Below are 18,606 nucleotides of genomic sequence, written 5' to 3' on the forward strand. Positions count from 1 at the left end.
GGATGTCGGAGCAACGACAGAAGGTTATTTTCGTATGTTCGGACGCCGTCGGTGAAACAGCGGAGGCTGTCGCGAAAGCAACGGCTCGTCAATTCGCGACCGAACAGGTCAAAATTCGTAGGTTTGGCAACATCAAGCATGAGGATGAAATTAAGTCGATCATTCAAGAAGCTGTGTTAGTCGGAGGTTTTATCGCGTACACCCTTGTTCAGCCTGAGTTACGTGAAACGATGAGAGAAGAGACAATTCGGCTGGGCGTCCGTGCTGTTGATGTCATGGGCCCGATGATGCAAGCCTTTATTGATACGTTCAATGATTCACCGAAATATAAACCGGGCTTGCTTCATGAGATGGATGAGAATTACTATCGTAAAATAGAAGCAGTTGAATTTGCCGTCAAGTACGATGATGGCAAAGATGCCCGAGGATTGCTGCAGGCACAAGTGGTGCTCGTCGGAATTTCGCGGACATCGAAGACACCATTAAGCATCTATTTGGCGCATAAGGGAATCAAGACGGCGAACTATCCGCTCACCATAGAGGTTAAACCGCCGCAAGAGTTATTTACAGCATCTAATCGTCTCGTTGTTGGTTTGACGATGCATCCGGAACGCTTACTTAAAATCCGTACTGAGCGCTTGAAAGCTTTGGGGTTACCGAGTCAAGCAAAGTATGCTTCTATGGAGCGAATTGAAAAAGAGCTGCAATTCGCTTTTGAGATTATGGAGCGGTTAAAGTGTCCCATTATCGACGTATCCGAAAAGGCAATCGAGGAGACTGCCGGACTGATTATGGAGCTTCTCTCAAATTAATGATAATTGAAAGACCTTCCGATTTCGGAAGGTCTTTCAATTATTTTACCTAAATGTTTAGCTCCCGATTGTGATAATATTCAACACGAACCTGCAACATTCACCGCATTTAAAGCGCTATCATTTGAATGTATGATGATAAAGAACTACAAAGCAATCGCAATTTATTAGAAAAGGGGAATGAAGAAATGGTCAAGCGCAGTTTTCTTGGAGCTACTGTTTTGGTTCTAGCATCTAGCATTTTCTTATCCGCATGTGGAAGCAATAATGAGGGGAGCGGAGGTAACGCTAGCGAAAAAGCGGCGGGTACTAACGCGCCATCTGCAAACAAGCAGGTCACACTCACTGTTTTTTCACATAAAGCAGGCTCGGAAGCTGGCGCTCTGCCGGATTTAATTAAAAAATTCGAAACCGAAAATCCAGATATCAAAATCGATTATGAAGCGACTTCCACTGGAAGTGGATACCATGATGCTCTCAAAGCGAAGTTCGCTGGCGGCGAAGGCCCTGATGTGTATATGAATGGTAATTCCGAGATTGAAAAGGTTTTTGCTAAATCTGGGGACATTGCAAATATGTCGGATCGTCCTTGGGCAAGTGAGCTAGGGGATGCTGTAAAAGCGCTGGCGCAATCAACATCAGAAGACAAAAAGGTTTATGGAGCTCCAATTGAGTTGAGCGGCTTGGGTATGTTCTTTAATACAGATGTTCTAGAAAAGAATGGTTTGCAAATTCCGAAAAACTGGGAAGAATTTTTGGCAGCTTGTGAGAAATTGAAACAAGCAGGAGTTACACCCATTGTGATGGGCAACAAAACCGGTTGGTCAGCTGCGGTTTTCGCAGATTTGACGGTATTCCAAAACAATACGGATACGACAGCTGCGCAAGTAGAATCAGGCGAATTAACGATGGATGCTTGGTACGGCCCAGCTCTGAAGAAGATTCAGCAATTATCTCAAAGTGGATATATTAACGGTGAACAATCCTTAGGTATGGAGTTCAGTGATGCGGCGATTTCAGAATATTTGAAGGGGAACAGCGCGTTTATGATCGGCGGAACGTGGATGATTTCCCAATTGTCTCAAGCGAATAAAGACTTTAAATTCGTGTTTGGTGCGGCTCCTGTAAATGACAGTGGTAACGCTAAGGTTAATATCATTTATGGAACTGGCTGGTGGGTAAATGCTAAATCCAAGCAGCTTGATGCAGCGAATACATTCGTGGATTGGTTCATGAAGGATGAGAACCTGTCGCAATATGTCAAAAGTCAGAGCGCATTCTCGCCTCTAGTGAACGGAACGAGTACGGATGATCAGCATGCGGCTCCGTTTGCTGCAGCGCTGAAAAATGGTGACGTTATTCAACCGTATATTCCATCCGGTAAATATAACATTGATTTCTGGACTCCAGAAACAAAAATGATTCCGCTACTGATTGCCAATAAGAATGCTAATCCTGAGGACATTACGAAAGAAATGCAAGTAGCACGCGATAAAGCAGTAAATAAATAAGCTATGAATTTCAAGGGGTGGCTGTTCCTCAGTGAACAGCCATATCTCCCATGGGATTGCTTTTCTTTAGGAGGACAACGATGGCTACATCATCCGTACAAGTGAAAAACCGGAAGCAGCATGCAATCAAATTTAAGAAAGGGACCTTGACGTATGATAACTTTTACATTTACTTATTAATGGTCCTGCCGGTGCTGATTCTTTATATGGTATTTAAGATTATCCCTTCATTATCTAGCTTCTATTTTAGTCTGACTGATTTTAACGGCATTACGACGAATTTTACTTTTTTAGGGATGAAAAATTACGTCAATCTATTTCAAGAGAGACATTTTATTGAGGCAATGAGCAATACGATCTATTTCTCGATTCTGGTTACTGTGCTTCAGAATACATTAGGCCTGTTAGCTGCGATTGGTTTGAACCAAGCATTGAAATCCAAAAATATATTGCGTACGGTATTGTTTTCACCCGCATTAATTAATGCGATTGTCGTTGCTTATATTTGGTCGTATATTTTCGACTTTAATGGCCCTCTGAACACGGTTCTGAAGAAGCTTGGGTTTATTGATGAAATGAAAACATGGCTCGGAGATGAAAGCTTTGCACTATACGGAGTCGTAATTGCTCATGTATGGCGATTCATTGGATACACAGCTGTTATTTATTTAGCTAATCTGCAAAGTATTCCTCATGAAGTAATCGAGGCTTCAGAAATAGATGGGGCAAACAGTTGGAAAAGGTTTTGGAGAATCATCTTTCCGCTTCTAGCACCCTCAACAACAATTAATGTGTTGTTAGCATTCAGTGGTACTATGCAAGTGTTCGATATTATTTATGGACTGACCAATGGGGGACCTGGCTATTCGACGGAAATGATGGCGACCTATATTGTCCGAGAAATTACAAATAATCAAGTGGGCTATGCCGCTGCTATGGGGATCATCTTATTTTTCTTTACGCTATTGTTCAATGGAATTGTTTATACGTTTTTGCGGAAAAGAGAGGCTAACTACGAATGAAAACGTCGACTTACTCGAAAATAGGAATCGAAATTGTGATGATCGCTTGTACAGCCATTATCTTCTACCCAATCATCATGATTCTAATGATCTCAGTGAAGACCAATTCGGAAGCGTCTTCTTCACCGTTAAGCTTTCCTAGTGAATTTGTTTTCCAAAATTACGTCGATGCGTTCCAAAAAATGAACTACATGAACGTGTTTACCAATTCCGTTACCTTGACGGCAATCTCGACTATTGCTGGTGTTCTACTATATGCACTTGCTGCATATGGAATCGCGCGCGCGAAAAGGTGGAAATGGTTGTTTCGGAGCTTTTACCTGCTGTTTATTATTGGACAGGTTCTTCCCTCCCAAACCTCGCTTCCACCACTTATTTTCATTATGAGAGAATTGCATTTGATGAATTCCATTCCTGGCGTGTCCTTAATTATTATAGGGGGCGGGACCAGCTTGGCAATATTGTTGCTTTGTGGTTTTATTAATACCGTCCCGATGGCACTGGAGGAATCTGCGAAAATCGATGGAGCAGGCCCTTTACAAATTTTTTCTAAAATTACGCTTAGGTTAATGGTACCGCCAATCATGACTCTCGTTATTCTGAATGTGGTCGCTGTCTGGAATGACTTTATGACACCGCTTCTCTTCTTACCGGGAAAAAGCGCCAGAACGATACCTTTAGAGGTGTTTTATTTCAAAGGCGAGTATATCACAAGTTGGAATTTGTTATTTGCTGCACTTATATTGTCGATGATTCCGTTGCTAGTGGTTTTCTTCTTTCTGCAACGTTATATTATTTCGGGACTTATGTCCGGTGCGGTAAAATAGATGAAAATTTGTCCTTTGTCGAAAGATAGTGGAAATATGAGAATGGGGAATTCTTAATGACAATCCAAATAGCAATTATCGATGATGAATATTTAGTTAGAAAAAGTGTTCAAATGAAAATATCAAATCCGAACTACCAAGTAGCATTTGAGTCCGATCACGGACAGGAGCTGTTGAACTACTTGGAATGCCATGGACCGTATGCAATTGATCTCGTTTTCGTCGATATTGTAATGCCGCTTATGAATGGCTTGGAATTGGTGAGAGCTTTGAAACGCTTATATCCTGATTTGCTCATTATAATGTTAAGTGCGCATAATGATTTTGAGTATTTGCAGCAGGCCATATTGTTAGAAGTGGATCATTATTTATTAAAGCCCATTGACGCGAAAATGTTGAATGAAACGTTACAGCAGTTTGTGGAGAAGCTGACATTGAGGGATCGCAAGTGGAAGAAACAGTGTCTAGATGAGATGGCGGTTATTCTATCGAGCAACGGGAATACGAATCTGAACGAGGCTGCAGCCCATACATTTAAGAGCTGTTTTTCTGAGGGGTATTGTCTCAAAATGGCATTGATCGGCAACTGGAACAGTGAGAGCTCGTGGTTCGATAGGAGGATACATTACGAATGGGGTCTTATTTTTCCAGGCATGCCTAATTTATATGTTTGGTTTGAGAGATTGGAAGAGCAATTCACCTGCTCTGAACTCGGTAATATTGTCCATGAAGAAACAATTACGGTATATTCCTGTGCAAGGATTGATCACCATGAACAGTTATGGACCGAAGTTAAGACAGGGCTTTCGTGGCTGAAATCTCATCTGATGCTAGGGTGTCATGTTACTAGTCTTGATGTGGAAATTGAGCAAACAGCTGCGATAGCCGTTAAGAAGTTCAAAGAAAAAACACGTGAATTGCTGCCTGTCATTATGAAGTATGTGGCGGTTAAAAACGATAAAAAAAGTTTGGAACTGATATCGGAGCTGTTTACTTTCCAGGCTGTTCCTCAACAGGTCATCAATGACTCGTGGAACAGTCTCTTGACCGAAATAAGGAAGGGTCATCCTATTATCAATGAGTTATTTGATGAAAGCGTGTTGTATTCCTGCGACAATACGGTTCGCTATTGTCGCGAGATGCTAGAGTTCTTGCAAAAATCTTGCTTCGAGCCAAATGAACGTAGTGTTAGTAGCGGTAAAGAAATCGTCAAGCAAGCAATGGACTACATTGTGCAAAACTACATGAACACGATCACTCTAAGTGGCATTGCTGAGCATTTCTTTATCAATCGCAGCCATCTTTCGCGCACATTTAAACAGGTGTATGGTAAAACGTTTCAAGAGATAATAACTGAGATTCGTGTGAAGAAAGCCTGTGAATTGATCCGGATCGGTAATAAGTCGGTTGGCGAGGTTTCGGCTATGGTGGGATATGAGGACAATCGATATTTCAGCCAAGTTTTTTACAAAAGCATAGGCATGACACCAAGCTCTTACAAACAAAGATACATAGAAAAGATTGAAGCGAAATGAACAAATTTCAAAGAGGACTTAATTATCGTAATAAGATTGTTGTCGTTTTTTCACTATTCATAGCTTTGGTAATGCTTATGGTCAGCATTTATTCCTATAAGAGAGAGTCGGTTTCGATTATTGTAACTTCCAAGCAATCGGCTCAAATCAATGTTGAACAGATTGGGCAAAAGCTGGATATGCAAATGATGCTGCTAAATAGAATTTCGTTCTCATTAGCGGTTAATAAGACAATAGCCTCCAATATGGAAAAATTAATCGAAGATGAAAACAAGAAGCAAGAAGTAGAGAACATCCTTACTTCTCTTCTGATTTCGTGGAAACAGATATCGGCGATCACAGTTTTCCCTTTGAACGGTGGAACGCTGTTTCGATCCCGAACGGCAACCTATAGTAACATTCAGGATATTCAAAAAGAGGAATGGTATTCGCAACTTTCCTCATCTTCTGAGAATTTTATCATCCTCCCGGTCTACGATAAAGACGAGACGATATTCGGTGCAAAGCCGAGCTTGTCTATTATTCGAAAAATCGTTAATCCGGAGTCGTTCGTTTTGGAAGGCTACCTTAAAGTAGATTTCCCGTTAACCTATATTACACACAATGTTTTGGAAAGCTCCATTATTGGGGACGGCGTATATAAGCTGCAAGATCAGTTGGAACAGACGATCATCTCTAATGTGAAAGACAAGGAAGAGCTTCCATTGTTCTTCTCGAAATCTGTCGAGCCGAGCTCAGGAGCCTATCTTCAAAACGTGAATGGAAACACGTATATCGTATCTTACGCCAAATTGGATCAATATCCGTGGAGTCTAGTCTATTATTCTTCGTTTAAGAAAACACAAAATAAAATACAACGGGCGTATGTGATTCAAATTGCTATTTTCAGTCTTTGCCTACTTCTTTCGATCATTGTCTCGTATTTCATTGCTAGGCGACTTTCATTACAAATCTACGATTTGAAGAAAGGAATGTTGAAGGCCGAAGAGGGTAATCTGAACGTCAAAGTAAAGATTCGGTCAAGGGATGAAATCGGCGTACTCATTCACTCATTCAATCGCATGGTCGTGGGAATTAAGGACTTATATGAGAAGCTTTACGTCGCAGAACTTGGGGAGAAGAATGCTCAGCTTCAGGCCTTGCAAGCTCAAATTAATCCGCACTTTCTCTTTAATACGCTGGAGGCGATTGATGCGTTGGCATTATCGAAAGAGAGCGAAGTGATAAGCGAGCTTATATTGAAGATGTCCAATTGCTTCCGATACGCCTTAAACTCTCAAAGCAATTGTACTTTGAAGGAAGAGCTTGAGCATTGCAACGATTATGTCGATATCTTTCGCATTAAATATCCTGACAAAATTGAGCTGCGAGTAGATGTGACCGAGGAGTTGAAGCACATTCCAGTGCCGAGATTAATCATTCAGCCGATCGTAGAAAATGCCATTCATCATGGAATACTGAAATCGGGGAAATCTGGACGAATTACAATTAACGTTCGTAAGGTTGGTATAGAAGAACTATTAATCGAGATTAAGGATACCGGGATTGGCATGGATCCGGTGAAGAGGAAGCAGCTCGAAGAAAGGCTTCGAACAGGGGGCTTACCAGAGACGGATCGGCATATCGGCTTAATGAACGTGAACTCGCGGTTGAAACATCGCTATGATACAAACTACGGGATTTCTATCGATTCAGCGGAAAATGGCGGGACGAAAATTAGCTTGTATATGAGGATATCCTGACCGGATTCAGCCAGATTGTTTTATTTTTTTTGTCGGGAGGGTATTTTGTTGAACAAACGGAACGGGTTGAAATTGGCGAGCAAGCGTGACAGAAAAAGAATGGCAAGAATCTACCTGATACTCGGCTCGGCGGTTATGATTATCGTCACACTTATCATTAGCGCTTGGATGCTGCAGAAACCGTCAGATGTGGTTGATCCCATTGGCTCAGAGGAAATCATTGCAGCCGTAAACGGGGAACCCATTACGTATGGGGAGTTCAATCTGAGGTTTGTTCAGAATCGGGCCGTTGTTCTCAATTACTTTAAGAACCTCTATAACATGGATTACGACGCTTCGTTCTGGACGCGCAGCGATAATGAAGAAGTACCGATCGAAAAGTGGAAATCCCTTTCATTGGAAGAAGTCGTCAAGATTAAGCTTCAGCAATTGCTAGCTAAACAAAATGATCTCGTTAGCAGTGTAAGCTATGAGGATTTTGTTCAGAGTCTTGCAGTTGAGAACAAACGGCGCAAGCAAGCTGAACTTCTTAAGGAGGTGATATATGGACCCCTGCAATACGATGAACAAGGGTATTACAATTACTTATTAAGCAATATGCGTACACGGATGCAAAACAAGCTAGCGGAGCAGTTTCCGGCAGCCAATGAGCAATTGATGGACTATTACGAAATTCATAAGGGACTGTTTCGAATCAAAGGAACAGTAATTACCGAGGTCACTGAATTATCGCTAAATACGTTTACTATGGACAGTGCAAGCTTGTTGTTTAAACAGATCAATGAGAAGCTCGAGAAAGGTCAGACATTTAAAGAAGCTGTTGAAGAGCTTGATATGAAATTAACGATACGTGAATTCAGCCCTCTCACTGAACGGGAAAACGCTATGATCCCGAATTTGACGGAGATGGCATTTACCTTGAATGTGGGACAAACGTCCGAGGTAGTTATTGAGGGAAACAAGGCGTACTTGCTTCATTGCATTTCCAAGGATGGATTCAGTTATCGTCCTTTCGCTGAAGTTAAGAAGGCGGTTGAACAGCTTTATTATGTAGATTTATACAGCCAAACCATAGACAAGCTTTCGAAAGAGGCTGAAATTGAAATCAATCGAGACGTATTCGATCGAGTTGTTGCTGAATGAAGAGAATGGTTTTAGAGATCTGCCAACTTTGAGGAGGTTAGAATACATTGAACAGAATGATGAAATGGAGTAAATTGTTCCTTGTTTGCGTCATTGCATTAGGGATGGGTAGTGGAGTTTTTATTCATCAAACAGATAAGGCTCATGCCGCAGTTGGGGTAAGCTACTATGTCGATTCGGACGGAGGGAATGATCAAAACAGTGGGCATAGCCCATCAGAAGCGTGGAAGTCATTGGCAAATGTGAATGCAACTATCTTTCAGCCGGGGGATAAGATTCTCTTTAAGGCTGGCGGAATATGGAACGGAAGGATGTATCCGCGTGGTTCCGGAAACAGTGCTAATCCGATTACGATCGATATGTACGGTGTTGGAAGTAAACCGTTGATTGCTGGGAACGGCGCAGTGAGAGAAGTCATTTTTTTATTCAATCAGCAATATTGGGAAATTAATAACTTGGAAATTACGAATAAGGGAACTGTCGCTGTCGATCATAGAAAAGGAGTGTTTATTACCGCTCATGATGGAGGAACGTTAGAACATATTTATTTGCGTAATCTTGTCGTTCATGATGTAAACGCTAACAATAATCGTTACGAGCAAGGAGGCATTATTTTTACAGTAACAGGTAATTCAGTGCCTACGAAATACAACGATATCCTCGTGGAAGGAAATACGGTTTATAGCGTTGATCGTGTGGGCATCTTCATGTCATCCAGCTGGGCCAACCGCCATTATGTGGATTGGGGGGAAAGAGAATGGATAGGTCATACAAATGTTGTTATTCAGAATAATACAGTATACGATTTTGGTGGCGATGCGATATTACCATTGGTTACATCTGGAGCGATCGTGCAGAACAACGTGGCATATGACGGAAATTACCGGGCGAACACGATGAGCACGGGCAACCGTTACGCAGCGACGATGTGGACAGGGAATTCTGACAATATCACGTTCCAATACAATGAAGCTTACAATTCAAATGGCATACTTGATGGTATGGGCTTTGATGCGGATTATGACAGCAAAGGCACGACGATTCAATACAATTACAGTCATGATAACGCAGGTGGATTCGTGATGATCATGGGTGCTCATAATCGGATGGATCCTCGTAATAATGATGATGTAACGATACGTTATAATATTAGCCAGAATGATGCTACGGTTGGAAACTGGGTCATTCAGTTCTCACAAGGAATTCCTTATAACACACAAATCTATAACAACACTTTCTATTCGGGACCGTCTATAAGCAATTGGATGATTGGCGGTTATAGCGGTGATTTATTTCAAGATAATACGTATTATTTAACGAACAATATATTTTACAATTTAGGCTCTGGCGGCTATTATGCACCGCGTAGCGTATTTGATTCAAATGTATTTTACGGCAATCATCCTGCAAGTGAACCAGAAGATGCGAACAAAATCACAACAGATCCGATGTTTGTATTCCCGGGTAGTGGAGGCATAGGCCGAGATACAGTGGATGGATACAAATTATTGGAAGGTTCCCCAGCGATCGGATCGGGTGCAGTAGTTGCGAATAACGGAGGCGAAGACTACTGGGGTAATCCGGTATCAGCAACGGAACGTCCGAACCGGGGAGCATATAACGGCCCAGGCGTGGTAGGCAGTCCACAGGCCCCTCCGTTTGAAGTTAGTAGTCGGAATATTCTGATTAATCCGGGCTTCGAAACAGGGGATATTGCACCTTGGGGCAAGACGGGACCTGTCGAAGTTCAAGGAAAAGTTGTAAATACGAATGCGCATAACGGAACGTATGCTATGGAGCTTGGGGTTGGCTACAATGGATTTGATAAAACCGTTACGGGTTTAACTCCAAATACTAACTATCAGGTAACGGCCGTCATTAAGAATAGATTCAAGGGTGATGTTACTTTTCTGGGTGTACAAGGCTATGGGGGCTCGCAAAACACGAGCGTAACCGGCACCGTTTACGAAATGGCCATGTTGCAGTTTAGAACGGGTCCAACGGATACGGAAGCAAATATATATTTGTGGAAAGGTGAAGGTAATAAAGACGTAACTTATGTCGACGATTTATCACTCGTCTTAGGGTGGAACGCGGAACAGGCACCTATTGCAGGTAAGAGCAGCGAGAGGGCGATTACAGACTTTAAGGTTCCAGGTCAAGTGGGTGCTAGTATACTGGATGAAACCGCTAATACGGTTACCCTTCATGTCCCTTTCGGAACGGATGTTTCGAGAATGACAGCTGATGTATTAGTATCGGATAAGGCTCGGGTCAGTCCTATGCGTGGTGCTATCGTTGACTTAAATACGCCACAGACATTTTCGGTTACTGCGGAAAATGGTTTAATTCAGCCTTGGGTGATCACGGCGATTATTAACGCAAAGAGTAGCGAGAAGTTGATTACAGGCTTTAAGGTTCCAGGTCAAGTTGGTGTCAGCACGATAGATACAAACGCGCATACCGTTACCATTCATATGCCCTTTGGATCGGATGTTTCAAGATTGACACCTGACATATCGGTATCAGTTAAAGCACAGGTTAGCCCAAATCAAGGTGCTATCGTGAATTTTAGTACACCGCAAACGTATAGCGTTACAGCGGAAGATGGATCGGTTCAAGAATGGACAATCACGGTAATTATTAATGCTGAGGATTATGTAAAGAGTAGCGGGAAGTTGATTAAAGACTTTAAGGTTTCAGGTCAAGTCGGTGTCAGCACGATAAATACAAACGCGCATACCGTTACCCTTCATATGCCCTTTGGATCGGATGTTTCAAAATTGACACCTGACGTATCGATCTCAGATAAAGCACAGGTTAGCCCAAATCAAGGTGCTGTCGTGAATTTTAGTACGCCGCAATCATATATCGTTACAGCAGAAGATGGAACGATCCAGATGTGGTCGATAACAGTAATTGTTGATGCTAAGGACAATGGTAGTGGTGGCAATGGTAGTGGTAGCAATGGTAGTGGTGGTAATAGTGGCGGTGTTACTGGTAGTGGCACCAATAGCAACAGTAATGGCGGCGGAATCCAGGACATGGGAACGCAAATTGTCAGCGAGAGTTTCTTGCGAAATGCTTCCGGAAATGATGTAGTGCTCGAAGCAGGCGATGGGATTAATGAGATTCTGTTACCTGTGAATGCAGCGGAGCTCCTAAACAATCGAGCATTGGAAATTAGAATTGGAAGTACTGTTGTACAATTGTCCCCTGAAGTATTGAATTCACTTTTTAAATTGATCGGGAGCGAAGCGGCACAAGGATTGCAAATCTCAGTCCATGTGGCAAAGCTTTCCGAACAGAATCTGAGCTCACTGCTGTAAGGCACGGGGGAAGGTGCTTTCCTCAAATCGGCAGGCGAAGCTTGGACGCTCGAATTATCGATTGTACAGGACGGAATTGAGAAGAAAAAGTATTCATTCGATCCTCCTGTAAACGTTAAGTTTGCCTTCGATGGAACTAGATCTGATAAGGACCTACTTGGTGTTTATTACTTCAATAAAATGAGTGGGAAATTCGAGTATATTCAAGGGAAACGAGAGGGAGCATCTTCGTCAATAAGTATTCCGATATCCAGTTCAGGTATCTATTCTGTATTGGAATATAACAAGGCATTCCAAGATGTTCCTCTCAGCCATTGGGTCAATCAAGCGCTTAAAATCATGACCGCTCTCCATGTTGTTGAAGGGCGTTCGGACAATCGTTTCGAGCCGAATGGCCAGGCGACCCGTGCGGAGTTTATAGCCGTATTGGCAAGGCTTCTTGATTTGCCATCGGACGGCAACAATTATTTCGAGGATGTATCTTCATCCAATTGGTACCAAAATGCAGTGAATGCTGCATATCAAGCAGGAATGATCAGAGGACGGACAGAGACTAAATTCGTTCCTAATGGTGTCATCACTCGTGAAGAAGTAGCCGTTATATTAGAGCATGCTTATGCTTACATTACGGGAAAAACTGCAGTGGCATCTTCCGTAACATTTGGAGATACGAGTTCAATCTCAGAATGGGCTAAGAGCAGTGTGGGTGTGGTATCAGAGCAAGGATTAATGAAAGGGATAAACGGCAATAAATTCGCGCCTAAACAATTCATAACTCGTGCTGAGATGGTACAGGCGATGTATAACCTATTCTTAAAACTAAAGTAAGAGAAATGAGGAAGAAACCCAACCCAATTATCGTGGGTTGGGTTTCTTCACATCTGTTTGTATGGACTACTTCAAATCCTCAATCGAGTTAATATCCATATATTTTGGAACTACGAATCCAAGCTTCGTTCCTGTAAGGTTGAGTCCCAAATCCTCGAAGCTTCCCTTGTATTTCTCATAATAATCAATGGCGGTAGTGGGTAGCCATGCAGCGACCATGCCATCCGCATCCCCGTTCGCGATCCCTGCCCACATGGGTCCGATCTCAACTTGCAGCATCTCGACCTTCATCTCTAGTCTGCTTTCTAGAACGGTCTTAACGACATAGGTGCTGGCAATTTCTGAATCCCAAGCGACATAAGCTAGCTTTATTTTCTGACCAGAAGCTTTGGGAAGGTCCTTCACCCAGCTATCCACTAATTCAGGGTTGTTTTTAACCCATTCAGCTGCAGCTTTGTTAGGATCCTCTCCTCCACTGATTAGACTCATAACGGTTTCCATATCGGAAGGTTGCCAATTAAATCGATCTAGCATTTGGTAAGCAGAAGGCTGTTCCTTGTTCAGATTCAATCTGACTATGGTGTGAATTTGCTCGCTTTCCCCGAATGAATGATTGGGGTCCTCTAAATATTTCAAATCATATTTAACGAACATCCAGTGGGGGGTCCAGCCTGTAATGATGATCGGTTGCTTGCTCTTGTATGCTTTGTCCAGCGCCGCGGTCATAGCTGTACCGGAGCCCTCCAGCAGCGTCCAATCCTTCAACCCATAATCCTCGATTGCTTTAGCGGCTGCTTTCATCAAGCCAGATCCCGGATCAATTCCGATAATTTGATACCCGACTTGATCCCCGATGACGTTCCCGCCTTTAATGTTGTTACCTTTGACATTTTGATAAATCACTGCCGCGATTAGAACAATAACTAACCCACCAGCTATCCAAGCGTTTCTTTTCAGAGATCCTGTTTTTTTCCTACGACCTTGCTTAACGAGCTTCTGCGACATTCGATCAAGTAGAATAGCGAGAACGACGACAGCTAGACCAGCCTCGAAGCCTTTACCAGTATTGAGCTGGGTTACAGAACGATAGACATCAGCACCGACTCCTTGAGCTCCAATCATAGATGCGATAACGACCATGGACAGAGAAAGCATAATCGTCTGGTTAATTCCGGCCATAATGTTGGGCAACGCTAAGGGCAGTTGAACTTGAAACAGTTTCTGACGTGGAGTGGAACCAAATGCATCTGCCGCTTCAATTAAATCTTCGGGAACTTGACGAATGCCTAGATTCGTTAAGCGAATGGTTGGCGATATCGAAAATATGACGGAAGCAATGACTCCCGGAACAACTCCCAAGCCGAAAAAAGTAACCGCAGGAATCAAGTATACGAAAGCAGGCATCGTCTGCATGAAATCTAACAAAGGGGTCAAGATGTTCTGTATACCCCGCCATCTTGCACTTGCTATACCAAGTGGGAGTCCCAATACAATAGACACTAATGACGAGGTTAGCACAAGCGCGGATGTATCCATCGTAGGATCCCAATAACCAAGATTCCAGATGAGAAGCAAACCAACTGCAGCGAATAGAGCTAAAGTCCATCTTCCTAGCCGATAAGCTATCGCCGTAATGATCACGATGATTACCCATGCTGGGAGAAGGTGGAGTAGAGAGGAAATGCCATCTACAGTCCCACCGATTATGGAGGCCAGAAAATCAAACAAAAAACCTAAGTTTGTTCCCAGCCATTCTACAAGGTGTTCTACCCAGCGATCTAATGGAAGCTTCGTCATTGCGGATGGCCTCCCGATTCATCATCGATACTTCCCGTGAGAGCGGACAGAACCGCTCCGCGCAAAATAATACCGAGAAGCTTACCGTTATCCCCTACAACCGCTGCGGGAACTCGACTACTTCCGACAACTTCGAATAACTCGTTCAGCAGTTGATCTGGACGAAAGGTAGGTACATCACGAATAACGATATCCATGAGAGATTGTTTATTGCGGATAGCGTTCGAAGCATCTTCAGCCGAAATGACACCTATTAGCCGCTTGGACTTATCGACAACATATAGGTTGGATACTCCACTATCATGCATCAGCTGAAGGGCTACCCGAGGTCCACGATCTGGGCTGATCGTTTCAGGTCTAATCATGACATGTGAAGCTGTGAGCACCTTCGACAAATCGACATCCTCGACGAATCGTGCGACAAATTTATTTGCGGGGTTAATCATAATTTCCTCTGGTGTACCGATTTGAACAATAGATCCATCACGCATCAAAGCTACGCGATCCCCTATTCTGAGCGCTTCATCCAAATCATGTGTAATAAAAATGATTGTTTTCTTCAAATTTTGTTGCAGATCTAGCAGCTCGTCCTGCATATCTTTGCGAATAAGGGGATCTAGTGCGCTGAATGCCTCATCCATGAGAAGAATTTCCGGCTCATTTGCAAGTGCTCTGGCGAGGCCGACGCGCTGTTGCATACCCCCACTTAATTGATCAGGGTAACTATCCTCCATGCCCTTTAAGCCAACGAGCTCAAGGGAATGCAAAGCTTTACCGTGACGCTCTTGTTTTTTTAAACCTTTAACTTCCATGCCATATTCAACGTTCTCGATAATCGTTTTATGCGGAAAGAGGGCGAATTTCTGGAACACCATGGCCATGCTTTCGCGCCGGATTTCTCTCAACTGTTGAGGATTTAAGGTAACGATATCTACTCCGTTAATAAGCACACTACCACCGGTCGGCTCGATTAATCGGTTTAATAGTCGCACCAAGGTGGATTTCCCGCTGCCGGAAAGCCCCATGATGACGAAGATTTCGCCTTCTTCAATCTGGAAGCTAACGCGGTTTACACCTACCGTATGCTTTGTCAGCTCGTGGATGGCTTTCTTGGTCATTCCTTTTGCCAGCATAGACAAAGCCTTCTCAGGCTCACTTCCAAATATCTTTGTTAAATCCTTTACTTCTACAATTGCCATAGGACCTCCACGAAAGTAACATCTAGTCTCTTTACTTAAGTGTTAGATTAAACAAAACAAGCCAAAATTACACATGGGAATAGCTGTTATATTTTATTGTTGACAGTGACGTTTGGAAGCGTTATCATGAAGTCGAAATAGTCTGAAAAGCTTTTCAAGAAAGCGGGATACATAATGAAACCAACGATCAGAGATGTAGCGAAGATGGCAGATGTCTCCATTAGTACCGTTTCACGTGTGATGAATACACCGGAATCGGTAGTGGAGGATAAGAAGGCCAAAGTATTGGAAGCGATAGAGAAGCTTAAGTACAAACCCAATGCCCTTGCTAGAGGATTGATCTACAAAAAAACAAACACCCTAGCTGTTGTTATTCCCGATATACGAAATCCTTACTACGCTGACATTATTAGAGGAATGGAGGATGCATCGAAGAAATTAGGCTACAACCTTATTATTTGTAATACGGATAGAGACAAGAAACGTTTGTTTTCTTACTTGAACAATTTTTACGAGCGACAAGTTGACGGTATCCTATATACGAGTGATCCTATTTTTCCCGACTATTACAATGAAATCAAGCGTTTGAACATACCGGTTATGCTAGTAGCCACCCATTCGATGGAATATGAACTACCCTCCGTTAAGATTGATGATGAACAGGCAGCCTACGATGCCGTGAAATATTTAATTGATAGTGGGCATCGAAAAATCGGAATGATCGGCTTCGACTTAAGTGACGGTATTGCAGGTCTGACTAGGTATCAGGGATTTGTGCGCGCACTGAGAGAGCATGACATAGATGAATGTAAAGACAATATCGTATACGTGGATGGATGGTCCTACGATACGCCGGACGCATCGGCCAAATTATTGGCCAAATGCCCGGATGTCACTGCCATTTTCACAGCATCGGATGAACTCGCAATTGGACTCTTGTGTTATCTCGATGAGCAGGGAATTGGCGTGCCTGGGGACATTTCCGTTATTGGCTTCGACAATATTAGGCTTTCTAGAATTACGATCCCGAAGCTGACGACTGTTGCACAACCAACGTATGAAATCGGCTATCGTTCAGTAGAGAAGCTGGATGCGATTATCGAAGAGAAGGAAGATCCTGTACTTCGTGAGCTTCTGACTCATGAAATTATTGAGCGGGCATCTACGAGAAAGATATAGCCTTTATTTTTTGTCGAATTTGAAAAGCTTTTCAGTAAACCGCTTGATCGACGAAATGTCACTCAGTAGTTGGTATATCAATGTTTTATATTCTATTTGGGAGGTGAATAAAAACTTAAAACGTGCGATATCTTTGAAACAGGAATCAAATTAGCAATCAAATTCCCGATTAACGCAACAACAAATTCTAAAGGGGCTGATTCAATTGAAACCATTCAAAAAAACAAGCACTGTGATTACTGCATTCATTCTAGTTTTTGCCATTGTTCTCGCGGCTTGCGGGAATAACAACGAGAATACTCCAGCATCGGCATCAAGCTCAAACGAGCCTTCTCCTTCGGTAGCTGCTTCTACAGAGCCTTCTCCATCAGCGAGCAGCGAACCGGCAGAGAGTTCAGGTGCAACTGCGCTCGATGATGCATTAGCAGGTAAATATAAAGGCACGAAGGTATCGATGTTCGGACCGTTCACTGATGTCGATCAGGTTAAATTTGAAGAAGCAATTAAAGCTTTTGAGGATACAACAGGTATCGACATCCAATATGAAGGCTCCAAGGAATTCGAAGCTACGATTTCGATTCGCGTAGACGGTGGCAGCGCACCAGATATCGCTGACTTCCCGCAGCCAGGCTTGCTAAACACGTTCGTGAAGTCAGGTAAAGTTATTGACGTCGCTTCGTTCATGGACGCAGAGAAGCTGAAAGCTAACTACAATCAGAGTTGGCTGGACATGGCGACTATGGATGGTCCAAATGGGAAGTTAATGGCGGGTATTTGGGCACGTAGTAGCGTTAAAAGTCTAGTTTGGTATCCTAAAAAGGCGTTCGCAGAAGCAGGCTACACGGTGCCGCAAACTTGGGATGAATTGTTAGCTCTAACCGAGCAAATCGCGAAGGACGGAGATCCAGCGTGGGCAATCGGTATTGAAAGTGGAGCGGCGACGGGCTGGGCAGCTACAGACTGGATCGAGGATATTATGCTTCGTACGACTTCACCTGAAAATTATGATAAATGGGTTAAGGGTGAGCTTCCGTTTACAGATGATATTGTGAAAAATGCCGTTAAGAAAATGTCCGACATCTGGCTGAACAAGGATTATGTATATGGCGGCACTAAATCGATCGTCACGACTGCATTTGGTGATGCTCCGAAGGTTATGTTTGATAATCCACCAAAAGCATGGCTGCATCGTCAAGCAAGCTTCATTACAAGCTTCTTCCCACAAAACCTCAAGTCTGGCGAGGATTATGACTGGTTCTATCTGCCACCCATCGATCCACAATACGGCAATCCTGTACTCGTAGCGGGTGACATATATGCGATGTTTAATGATCGTCCAGAAGTTCGTGCGGTTATGGAATTTTTCACTACGGGTGAGTCGATTAAAACTTGGATTCAATCGGGTGGTGTAATCGCACCGATGAACGATGCTAAACCAGAATGGTATACGAGCGACGTAGAGCGGAGAATGGCTGAACTGGCACAGAAAGCAACAACGCTAAGATTCGATGGTTCTGATCTTATGCCGGGCGCTGTAGGCGCAGGGACATTCTGGAAAGGGATGACGGACTACGTGAGTGGTACGGTTGATCTAGATGGTGCTTTGAAAGAAATTCAAGCGGGCTGGAAATAAGCGGAGTAATAACGATACGTTCATCGGAATAACTGATCGTTCCATAACG

13 protein-coding genes are annotated in these 18,606 nt (G+C 43.1%); 11 read left to right on the forward strand and 2 right to left on the reverse strand.

The window, feature by feature from the left end; genetic code table 11:
* Nucleotides 1-2: 2 nt before the first annotated feature.
* The 9 genes from M1K58_RS02365 to M1K58_RS02405 all read left to right on the forward strand — a co-directional run bounded on the left by M1K58_RS02365 (nt 3) and on the right by M1K58_RS02405 (nt 12,749).
* Nucleotides 3-812, forward strand: coding sequence for a pyruvate, water dikinase regulatory protein (locus M1K58_RS02365; RefSeq protein ID WP_256757054.1), 810 nt, complete (start codon nt 3-5; stop codon nt 810-812).
* Between the two features lie 188 nt (nt 813-1,000).
* Nucleotides 1,001-2,323 (forward strand): ABC transporter substrate-binding protein, encoded by a 1,323-nt coding sequence (locus M1K58_RS02370; protein ID WP_256757055.1) that lies wholly within the window; start codon nt 1,001-1,003, stop codon nt 2,321-2,323.
* Between the two features lie 80 nt (nt 2,324-2,403).
* Complete coding sequence (locus M1K58_RS02375) at nt 2,404-3,345, forward strand: carbohydrate ABC transporter permease (RefSeq protein ID WP_256757056.1); 942 nt, start codon at nt 2,404-2,406, stop codon at nt 3,343-3,345.
* Nucleotides 3,342-4,172, forward strand: coding sequence for a carbohydrate ABC transporter permease (locus tag M1K58_RS02380; protein ID WP_256757057.1), 831 nt, complete (start codon nt 3,342-3,344; stop codon nt 4,170-4,172). The genes M1K58_RS02375 and M1K58_RS02380 overlap by 4 nt, the downstream gene beginning before the upstream one ends.
* A gap of 56 nt (nt 4,173-4,228) precedes the next feature.
* Nucleotides 4,229-5,707 carry a response regulator gene (locus M1K58_RS02385; RefSeq protein WP_256757058.1) on the forward strand — a complete coding sequence of 493 codons (1,479 nt, stop codon included), beginning with the start codon at nt 4,229-4,231 and terminating at the stop codon, nt 5,705-5,707.
* Nucleotides 5,704-7,449, forward strand: a complete 1,746-nt coding sequence (locus M1K58_RS02390; protein WP_256757059.1) for a sensor histidine kinase — start codon at nt 5,704-5,706, stop codon at nt 7,447-7,449. Before M1K58_RS02385 ends, M1K58_RS02390 begins: the two co-directional genes overlap by 4 nt.
* A 48-nt stretch (nt 7,450-7,497) precedes the next feature.
* Nucleotides 7,498-8,592, forward strand: a complete 1,095-nt coding sequence (locus tag M1K58_RS02395) for a peptidyl-prolyl cis-trans isomerase (RefSeq protein ID WP_256757060.1) — start codon at nt 7,498-7,500, stop codon at nt 8,590-8,592.
* A gap of 47 nt (nt 8,593-8,639) precedes the next feature.
* Nucleotides 8,640-11,921 (forward strand): DUF5018 domain-containing protein, encoded by a 3,282-nt coding sequence (locus M1K58_RS02400; protein ID WP_256757061.1) that lies wholly within the window; start codon nt 8,640-8,642, stop codon nt 11,919-11,921.
* Between the two features lie 273 nt (nt 11,922-12,194).
* Nucleotides 12,195-12,749 (forward strand): S-layer homology domain-containing protein, encoded by a 555-nt coding sequence (locus tag M1K58_RS02405; protein WP_256757062.1) that lies wholly within the window; start codon nt 12,195-12,197, stop codon nt 12,747-12,749.
* A 66-nt stretch (nt 12,750-12,815) separates the two neighbouring features.
* Here the strand turns inward: M1K58_RS02405 and M1K58_RS02410 are convergent, their stop codons facing one another.
* Together M1K58_RS02410 and M1K58_RS02415 are read right to left on the reverse strand one after the other, a co-directional pair.
* The gene (locus M1K58_RS02410) at nt 12,816-14,546 is read right to left on the reverse strand and encodes a glycine betaine ABC transporter substrate-binding protein (RefSeq protein ID WP_256757063.1); all 1,731 of its coding nucleotides are present in this window, start codon (nt 14,544-14,546) and stop codon (nt 12,816-12,818) included.
* The gene (locus M1K58_RS02415) at nt 14,543-15,745 is read right to left on the reverse strand and encodes a quaternary amine ABC transporter ATP-binding protein (RefSeq protein ID WP_256757064.1); all 1,203 of its coding nucleotides are present in this window, start codon (nt 15,743-15,745) and stop codon (nt 14,543-14,545) included. Before M1K58_RS02415 ends, M1K58_RS02410 begins: the two co-directional genes overlap by 4 nt.
* A gap of 174 nt (nt 15,746-15,919) precedes the next feature.
* Between M1K58_RS02415 and M1K58_RS02420 the strand changes: the two genes are divergently transcribed.
* Both M1K58_RS02420 and M1K58_RS02425 read left to right on the forward strand, forming a co-directional pair.
* Nucleotides 15,920-16,924: a LacI family DNA-binding transcriptional regulator gene (locus M1K58_RS02420; RefSeq protein WP_256757065.1), complete on the forward strand. Its 1,005-nt coding sequence runs from the start codon at nt 15,920-15,922 to the stop codon at nt 16,922-16,924.
* Between the two features lie 205 nt (nt 16,925-17,129).
* Entirely contained in the window at nt 17,130-18,557 is a 1,428-nt protein-coding gene (locus M1K58_RS02425) for an ABC transporter substrate-binding protein (protein WP_256757066.1), read from the forward strand.
* Nucleotides 18,558-18,606: the final 49 nt, after the last annotated feature.

This window comes from Cohnella sp. WQ 127256 (assembly GCF_024519285.1).
Lineage (GTDB): Bacteria > Bacillota > Bacilli > Paenibacillales > Paenibacillaceae > Cohnella.

Excerpts from the sequence above, each read along its gene's own strand:
- M1K58_RS02390 (WP_256757059.1), top strand. The coding sequence starts at position 5,704 with ATGAACAAATTTCAAAGAGGACTTAATTATCGTAATAAGATTGTTGTC.
- M1K58_RS02420 (WP_256757065.1), top strand. The coding sequence starts at position 15,920 with ATGAAACCAACGATCAGAGATGTAGCGAAGATGGCAGATGTCTCCATT.
- M1K58_RS02375 (WP_256757056.1), top strand. The coding sequence starts at position 2,404 with ATGGCTACATCATCCGTACAAGTGAAAAACCGGAAGCAGCATGCAATC.
- M1K58_RS02410 (WP_256757063.1), bottom strand. The coding sequence starts at position 14,546 with ATGACGAAGCTTCCATTAGATCGCTGGGTAGAACACCTTGTAGAATGG.
- M1K58_RS02365 (WP_256757054.1), top strand. The coding sequence starts at position 3 with ATGTCGGAGCAACGACAGAAGGTTATTTTCGTATGTTCGGACGCCGTC.
- M1K58_RS02380 (WP_256757057.1), top strand. The coding sequence starts at position 3,342 with ATGAAAACGTCGACTTACTCGAAAATAGGAATCGAAATTGTGATGATC.
- M1K58_RS02385 (WP_256757058.1), top strand. The coding sequence starts at position 4,229 with ATGACAATCCAAATAGCAATTATCGATGATGAATATTTAGTTAGAAAA.
- M1K58_RS02415 (WP_256757064.1), bottom strand. The coding sequence starts at position 15,745 with ATGGCAATTGTAGAAGTAAAGGATTTAACAAAGATATTTGGAAGTGAG.
- M1K58_RS02370 (WP_256757055.1), top strand. The coding sequence starts at position 1,001 with ATGGTCAAGCGCAGTTTTCTTGGAGCTACTGTTTTGGTTCTAGCATCT.